This window comes from uncultured Tateyamaria sp. (assembly GCF_947504105.1).
GTDB lineage: Bacteria > Pseudomonadota > Alphaproteobacteria > Rhodobacterales > Rhodobacteraceae > Tateyamaria.
Window position 1 is genome coordinate 63,699 of sequence record NZ_CANNGP010000024.1, and the last position, 6,130, is coordinate 69,828.

At 52.9% G+C, this 6,130-nt stretch carries 7 protein-coding genes and 1 pseudogene; 5 read left to right on the forward strand and 3 right to left on the reverse strand.

Going from position 1 to position 6,130, the window contains the following annotated elements:
- Positions 1–153: 153 nt before the first annotated feature.
- Together Q1A75_RS14765 and Q1A75_RS14770 are read left to right on the forward strand one after the other, a co-directional pair.
- The gene (locus Q1A75_RS14765) at positions 154–432 is read left to right on the forward strand and encodes a hypothetical protein (protein ID WP_299552901.1); all 279 of its coding nucleotides are present in this window, start codon (positions 154–156) and stop codon (positions 430–432) included.
- An 83-nt stretch (positions 433–515) separates the two neighbouring features.
- Positions 516–1,037 carry an integrase core domain-containing protein gene (locus Q1A75_RS14770; RefSeq protein ID WP_299552898.1) on the forward strand — a complete coding sequence of 174 codons (522 nt, stop codon included), beginning with the start codon at positions 516–518 and terminating at the stop codon, positions 1,035–1,037.
- Here the strand turns inward: Q1A75_RS14770 and Q1A75_RS14775 are convergent.
- Positions 1,012–1,389 carry a recombinase family protein gene (locus Q1A75_RS14775; RefSeq protein WP_299552895.1) on the reverse strand — a complete coding sequence of 126 codons (378 nt, stop codon included), beginning with the start codon at positions 1,387–1,389 and terminating at the stop codon, positions 1,012–1,014. The genes Q1A75_RS14770 and Q1A75_RS14775 overlap by 26 nt on opposite strands.
- Positions 1,390–1,556: 167 nt before the next feature.
- Here Q1A75_RS14775 and Q1A75_RS14780 point away from each other — a divergent pair, with 167 nt between their 5' ends.
- The 3 genes and pseudogenes from Q1A75_RS14780 to Q1A75_RS14790 all read left to right on the forward strand — a co-directional run bounded on the left by Q1A75_RS14780 (position 1,557) and on the right by Q1A75_RS14790 (position 4,929).
- A complete protein-coding gene (locus Q1A75_RS14780; RefSeq protein ID WP_299552892.1) occupies positions 1,557–1,958 on the forward strand; it encodes a diacylglycerol kinase in 402 nt (133 codons plus the stop codon).
- A gap of 66 nt (positions 1,959–2,024) precedes the next feature.
- On the forward strand, positions 2,025–3,572 hold the full coding sequence (locus Q1A75_RS14785) for a sulfatase-like hydrolase/transferase (RefSeq protein ID WP_299552890.1): 1,548 nt from the start codon (positions 2,025–2,027) through the stop codon (positions 3,570–3,572).
- Between the two features lie 241 nt (positions 3,573–3,813).
- Positions 3,814–4,929 (forward strand): annotated as a pseudogene (locus Q1A75_RS14790) (IS3 family transposase).
- Between the two features lie 302 nt (positions 4,930–5,231).
- Here the strand turns inward: Q1A75_RS14790 and Q1A75_RS14795 are convergent.
- Positions 5,232–5,762: a DUF1403 family protein gene (locus tag Q1A75_RS14795; protein WP_299552887.1), complete on the reverse strand. Its 531-nt coding sequence runs from the start codon at positions 5,760–5,762 to the stop codon at positions 5,232–5,234.
- 4 nt (positions 5,763–5,766) lie between these two features.
- A partial coding sequence (locus tag Q1A75_RS14800) for a DUF1403 family protein (protein WP_299592409.1) occupies positions 5,767–6,130 on the reverse strand: 364 nt, incomplete at its 5' end.

Below are 6,130 nucleotides of genomic sequence, written 5' to 3' on the forward strand. Positions count from 1 at the left end.
TCGACCTACTCCGCTGTTAACAGCTGTTAACACCGCGCGGATGTTGTGGTTGCTGTCGAACACACCACGACCTTTGGACATTTTTCTTAACTCGGCATCTGGAATCGCGTGTTAAATCCGGTAGTTGCGCAAATAAGAATAAAAGAGCAACCAATGTTTCAGACCGCACCGATCTCGGCGGCGACGCAGAGCGATGTAACCAAGGAAATGGCTGAGCGGCTGGACACTGCTTTGTCGACCCATCTTGCGCAGGCGTACACTCCTAACCAACGCAAAAAACTGAGGCTCTTTAGCGTGACTGAGGCTGAGGAACTCTTGGTGGTATCGAGTCAGTTCCTGCGCAAGTGCCATAGCGAGGGGTCGCTTGCGGAAGCAATCATTCTGCTCTGCGATTTTGGCCGCGATTACCCTTTCATCTTGGCGCTCGTCTGAAGTGCCATTTGCTCGTGTCATCCGGTCTCTCCTTTGTGGTTGGGGTCCTTGCCCCTTTGGTTTCTGGTTTTGAGAGAAGCCCCTTGCGCCCGACACATCCCAACCATGTCTGGGCGATCAATTTTGTTCATGATAAGCTGGGCAACGGACGCAGCTACAAATTGCTGACGGTGCTGGATGAATACACCCGTGAGGCGCTTTGTGTAATGGTCCGCCTAAAGATGAACGCAAGCGATGTTCTGGACGTTATGCACCGGTTGCTGATGAAGCATGGGAAGCCTGAGTTCATCCGCTCCGATAATGGCCCCGAATTCATTGCCCCGCAGCCTCAGGATTGGCTCAGACGGGTCGACATTCAACCAATGCAAATCTATCCAGGCAGCCCATGGGGAAACGAATACAACGAGCGCTTCAACGGAACACTCCGTCGGGAAGTGCTGAATGCAGATTGGTTCCACAGCACCAAACAAGCCCAGATCGCCATCAACATCTGGCTCAGGCAATACAATCAAATCCGGCCGCATCATGCACTTGGAATGCATCCACCAGCCCCTAAAATCTTACTAGACAAACCTCAAATCAGTGGTACTGGAATAGGCGGCTAGACACTGCGACCCTACGCCGTTCAAAATGGGCGATGGAGGCGAAGACGCGGAAAATCAGCTCTCCGGCGGGCATCGTCATGTCGATATCCTCGGCCAAAGATCGGAAACCCGCACCACGTTCTTTGATGGCTTCCACAATATCCAACAGATCGCGCAATGAACGGGCGAGACGATCATATTTGGTCACCACCACCACGTCACCGTCACGGCGCTGATCAAGCATCTTATCCAGCTCTGGAAGTTCTGCTTTAGCTTCGCTTACTCTCTCAGAAAACAAACGCTCCGCACCTGCTGCCGTCAAAGCGTCAAGGTTCTGGTCTGTGGTTGAAACGCGAGCATATTCGATGATCATGCCCCATGATGACAAAAACCTTCCAAAACTCCAAACGTTTTGTCATAGGTTTTTGGAACAGCTAACAGCTTGATCACTCGTGCGGAGATTAAGCGTGACAAAAGCGACCGTTTCTGCATGAATGCGAATCAATTTGGTCAGTTGTATATTATTGAAAGCTGTTGAATATGTGTGCCAAACAAACATCAAAACCGCATAATCTACGCGGTGGTGCACGGCTTTTAGCAGCCTTTCGAAATTCCAAGGCAGGTTTACGCGATATCTGGATCAGCGAAGAAGCCTTTCGTTTAGAAGTTGTGATTTTTATTTTGGCCTGCCCAATCGCCTTTTGTATCGGATCTGGTCCTGGACAGGTAGCGCTCTTGATCGGCTCGCTTATGGCGGTTCTCATCATTGAGATTCTCAACTCCGCACTGGAGGCGATTGTAGATCGGATTGGTCCAGAGCAGCACGAATTGTCGCGCATAGCCAAGGACCTAGGATCAGCCGCTGTTTTACTGACCGCTCTGTTCCCAGCAACAGCTTGGGGACTTATATTTTTGAATTTTCTGGGCTTCATCGAAGTATAGCCCTTTGGGAAAAAAGGACTTATCAAAAAAATTACAGTTTCTGCCAGCTCAAGGGTGAATACTTCAATGTTCCGCACACTTTTTTGGTCTCTTTTTCTACTTGGTTTTTTCGCGATCCCGCTGATGATCGTCGCTGGCGATGTGCGACGGGAGCCAGGAATTTTTTGGATTCTGTCAACAGCATTTATGGTTGTGGCACTATGTCTGGCTGTTGAGCGTAATATCGGCTGGCGCGTCATCTTGACGATAGCAGGAACAGCGTTCGTCTTTCTTAATGTTGCTTTGACTATCTCTTTTGCGTCGCAGGGCACGGCGTTTAATTCAGCTTTTTTCGCGCATCTCGATCCTTCCACACTCAAGATCGCAATCAAAACTGATTTAGTGCGCATGTCTGTTCTGGGCATATACTTGCTTGCAACGCCCATCGTTATTTTTCTCGCCATCAAAAATATGCGGCCCGTTCCCCATACGGTTCTTCGAATGGGGATCGCACTGACATCAGCAATATTCAGTCTTTGGGCAAACTATCCGATCAACGCCTATGCTGATTTTCGTGAAAGTACATTTCGCACCTCTGCCCGACTGAATAATGAGATTACACGGCTGCAGCAAGGCACCAAAAGTAGCGGAATCATTCAGGCACCAAATGCGCTTAATTTGGTTCTGATTTACTTAGAGAGTCTGGAAGAAACCTATTTTAACGAGGCCCTGTTTCCGGGCCTTCTTCCGCAAATCAAAAGTCTAGCGTCCGAGGGTCTTTGGTTCCGTGACTTCCAACAGTATCCGGGAACTGGCTGGACAATTGGAGGGATTGTCAGCAGCCAATGTGGCGTCCCGTTACTCTCTGAGATGGGGGGCAATAGTGTATTGAATGAAGTTAACAACCCATTTTCGGAAATCACATGCCTGGCCGAGTACCTTAAACAAGCCGGGTACAGAAACGCCTATGTAGGTGGCGCATCTCTTTCCTTTGCTGGCAAAGGACAATTTTTGCAAGACAACGGGTATGATGCGGTTCTGGGCATTGATGAGTTGCCAAGCGCGACAGCACATAGCTGGGGCATGTATGACGCCAACCTCTTTGATAATGCACGGACAATCTTCGATGGGCTGGCAGAAAGTGCAGAGCCATTTCATCTGGCTGTACTGACACTGGATACGCACCATCCCTTCGGGACACCATCGCCCGGCTGCGCCAGCTACACCGCGAAAAGATCAATGATGCTGGATGCCGTGCATTGCGCGGACAAACTGATCACAGAATTCATTGAGTATATAAGACGCTCTCCAGTTGGATCAAATACCGTTATCGCAATCGTATCGGATCACTTATTGATCCAAGGAGACATGATACCGACACTGGAACAGCAGGAACGAACTTTGTTCTTCCTTCTATTGCACCCTGATCTTCCATCCACTCAACATGAGGGTCCCTCTTCTCATTTTGATATTGCACCGACCTTATTGGATGCAGCGGGATTGCGCGGGTTTAGCTTTGCATTTGGACATTCCCTGCTTGCGCACGATATTGGTCGAGCACAGCAACTGAATCTAACCGAAAGAGATATGCAAACGTTCAAAGTGGAGAACCTTCTTCAAGCGGAAAGCAACTAAAAGCATTGATCTAACTGTTTCCCGCTCACCAAAAGCAATCCTTTTGCTTGCCCGATCTCACCACCGCCTGATTTAACCCTTGAGCCACGGTAGAACCTCGTTCAACGCAACCTGCGGGGCAGGGGCGTCGCCACTTTGAGCAAGAACCTGTCCGCGTCCCAGCATCTTGTAGGTCCTAACCTGCTCCCCTGAAAAGTCCGGTGTTTTGAGTTAGCCTGTTCTCCAACTGAGGAGACAGTTGATGAAGAGAAGCCGTTTTAGCAAAGAACAGATCATTGGGATTTTGAAAAAGCATCAGGCGGGGCTTGGCGCGAAGGAGTTGTGTCGCAAGCACGGTGTTAGCGATGCGACGTTCTACAAATGGCGATCTAAGTATGGCGGCATGGAAGTGTCGGATGCCAAGAAGCTGAAGGCGCTTGAGGCTGAAAATGCCAAGTTGAAGAAGTTGCTTGCCGAGCAGATGATAGATGTGTCTACGCTCAAGGAAATGTTGGGAAAAAACTTTTGAGGCCTGGTTCACGCAGGAAAGCCGTGACTTGGGCCATGAAAGAGAAACGATATAATCAGAAGCCGGCGTGCGCCTTGGCTGGGATCGATCCACGTGTTTATCGGCGTGCGTCGAAGCGGCCCGAGGACACCGAGTTGCTTGGGCGGCTGAAGGAACTGTCGTCCGAGCGACGACGCTTTGGCTATCGTCGCCTGCACATCCTGCTAAAGCGGGAAGGCTGGTGTGTGAACTGGAAGAAGCTGTATCGGATCTACCGCGAAGAAGGGTTAACCGTTCGTAAACGGGGTGGTCGCAAGCGTGCAGTGGGCACCAGAGCGCCACTAGCAATCCCCCAAGGTCCAAACCAGCGCTGGAGCTTGGACTTCGTGTCTGACAGCCTGTCGTGCGGTCGCAGGTTCCGCATTCTGAACGTGATTGATGACTTCAGCCGCGAATGTCTCGCCGCTGTTGTCGACACATCGCTGTCAGGCGAACGCGTTGCCCGTGAACTAGATCACATTGCAGCGATACGCGGATATCTCTGCATGGTGGTCAGCGATAACGGAACCGAACTGACATCAAACGCCATCCTGAAATGGCAGGAAGACCGCAAGGTCGATTGGCACTACATCGCGCCGGGCAAGCCGATGCAAAATGGCTTCGTCGAGAGCTTCAATGGACTTATGCGCGATGAGTGCCTCAATGAGCATCTATTTGTTAGCCTGCGCCATGCCCGCGATCTGATAAACGCATGGCGCATCGACTTCAACCAGCACCGTCCGCATTCCAGCCTCGCCTGCCATGACACCGGCAGAATATGTTAACCGGTCAATGAAGGACCAAAACCTAAACAGAGCTAACCCAAATTAGCGGACTCAATGGGGAGCAGGTCAACTACAACGTATGAACGCAACACGAACATCTCAAGCGTGCCGAAGCTACTCTAAAAATTGACTAACTCGGCGAGCTTGGCGGCCACGTCCGCCATCGCACCTTCCGCAGTGCTCAGGCCGCTTCTCGAAGCAAGCATAGGGCTGACATCGCGAAGCGCTTCATAAGTGGTGTTGTGCACCACCAGTCCACGAGCTCACGGTCAAACAAGCTTTCGCCTGACGAGACGTCCTGTCCCTTTGCAGGCTTTTGTTTGGCCGCAACATTCATGGCGCTGCGGGTCATCGCACAATCCCATACAGCCGGAAGGTCGATCGCCCTGTGAGTTCCTGCGCCACATCAAGCTCCACCAGTCGGTCACAAAACCGCCGCGCCGCCCGGTCGGTCATCGGTTTGGTGGTGCCCTGGATCATCGGCGAGAGCATGGTCGCGGGGGCGACAGCATCCTCAACCAGAAACAAGGCCACCGCTAACTCCGAGCCTTTCGCCCGCAGCTTTGGCGCCACGGTGCAAAGTGCTTCCGCACGCCGGGCCAGATCCCGCGCCAACCGGATCGTCTCTTCGATGGACTCGAGAATTCGCGTCTGGATCGCCAGGTCGGCCCCCTGCCCTTCTGCGGCCAGGCCCCGCAGCGCCGCCTTTGTCAGCCGCTGCGCAGAGACTGGCAACACCTGCGTCCAGTTCAGCGTCCGCGCCAGGACAATGTCCGACAGCAAACAGGCGACCCGTTCCGCCCGGTCATCTGCCTCGAGCACGCACCGCAGAACGACCACACAGCCCGCCATGGGTCCCAGCGCGCTCCACACCCGCATCGACCTAGACGCCCACGTCGCCCGCGAACTCCGCTCCGACCAAATCGGCGATTTCGCCAATCCTGTTTGGACGAACCCGAACCGACGCGCGCCAGAAGGCCAGAAGATCACCGTCCGGGCCTCGTGCCTCACCGGGCGGCGTCAGATGGTAGGCGCCGCGGATATCAGCCTCCCGCGCCAGACGTCCTTCCAGCTTTGACGTAACTGTTGCGGCTTTCAGCGCCAGCCGCGCACGCAACAAGGATTGGTGGACGTCTTCCCGGCTCAACACAAGATGAAGGTGGCTCAGCGCCGCTCCGGACCGAAACGCCACATCTTCAAGGGTTTCCGTATGCCCAGAGGTGACCCAGAACGGCAGTTGCGGTAGG